The 1,391-nt window shown below is 55.4% G+C and carries 2 protein-coding genes; both read left to right on the forward strand.

The annotated features are described in order from the left end of the window. The first annotated feature begins 375 nt into the window (after window positions 1-375). Window positions 376-843, forward strand: coding sequence for a hypothetical protein (locus ABZT03_RS44520; protein WP_356050050.1), 468 nt, complete (start codon window positions 376-378; stop codon window positions 841-843). Between the two features lie 328 nt (window positions 844-1,171). After that, window positions 1,172-1,391, forward strand: a 220-nt coding sequence (locus ABZT03_RS44525) for a hypothetical protein (RefSeq protein WP_356050051.1), incomplete at its 3' end; no start/stop codon positions are given.

The following is a 1,391-nucleotide window of genomic DNA, read 5'->3' on the forward strand; positions in this document are numbered from 1 at the left end:
ATCGTCGTACGACGGACGCCGACGGCTGGAAGCTCCCACGGACAGACCAACGAACCGATCACCCGCAGGTCACACAACCTCCTGAGCAGTCACTAAGTATCGATCGCTCGATTTCACTTTTTTCGCAGTGGGAGATAATGTCGACGACAAGGTATTGTCCATCTTGGCGCGGTAGGGCAAGAATTCTATTCACCAAAGAAGTTTCGGCAGCAAGTCTATAGTAATAAGCGATTCTGGCGACGGAATCTTGCAGCATGCCCTCAAGGGCGACGATGTATTGCAGGTGTAAGTATGCCTAACCGGCGAGCCGAAGGGCAGCCCCGCAATCGAACGGATCATCTGATTCGGTCGACTGATTTTTCGGAAAGGCCGACTATGTTTTCTGCGTTCGATCACTTTCGCCAACGGGATCAGTTTGGCAAGGTCAAGGTTATTGCGACTCTTTCAGCACTCCTCTCCAGCTTTCTTCCATGGCTTGATATCTCGACCTCGGTCCCCGGCCTGGGAAAGCTGGGGAGCTATTCATTTAATGCTTGGAATGCCGGCTTCTCCGCTTGGTTCCCTATCCTTATGCTGCTTGCCAACGGTGCATACGATTATCTACAGGAGAGGGTGAATGCCCTCGCCGTGATCGACTCACACACCTTGGGAATGGTCGTCGGATTTCTAGCTACCATGCTAATTGCGCTTCGTTGGATCACTTATGCGAACGGGAGTTCAACGGTCGACTCTTCTGCAGGTGTCGGACTCTATTGCGGGCTGGCCACCGCACTGACGATCACCTTCTTTTCCTATCGCGCCTTTGTTCAACAGGGCAGTTCCCCCGAGACTGCTAGAGGTTAGTATTCGCAATGATTCATAGAAGATGCTCGTTAGTGCGCCCCGGGATTTCCGGAACACTTTCGGCTCGAAAATTCATCTGAGCAGCGGGCGGACTAATAATCTGCCCCTAACCGTCTACTGACCTTTGCGGTGTGATGTAGTTGTGGGATTACGATGCGTGATCGTCGCGGTATGCCTGCTGTTTGAGATATCCGCAAGGTGGTGGGCTGGCGCCTGAACGACAGGGGTTGTCGAAGACGCTTAAAAAAGTGAGCCGATTCCGGCGAGTGAAAATGACCCCTACAGGCCTTGCAGCGGCTTCGAGCTGGCCGAGCAAGGCGAGGGTTTGGTGTCCCATCGCCGTTTCCGCCAAAGCCGGCTGACGAAGCCAGGTCCGGCGGAACACCTCGAGCAGGCGGTCGGTCTAGGCCTCGATCCGCCGCTGGCGTCGACGGCAGTTTTGAGCTCGTCGGTGACTCTGCTGCGCAATTTGCTGCGGGGTGAGGTCGGGTTCGCGATGATCGTCTCTGGGGTCGCGTTCCTGTCGTGCGGCCGTGGAGGTGGGGTGG

It is taken from the genome of Streptomyces sp. NPDC005574 (genome assembly GCF_040605435.1).
Taxonomy (GTDB): domain Bacteria; phylum Actinomycetota; class Actinomycetes; order Streptomycetales; family Streptomycetaceae; genus Streptomyces.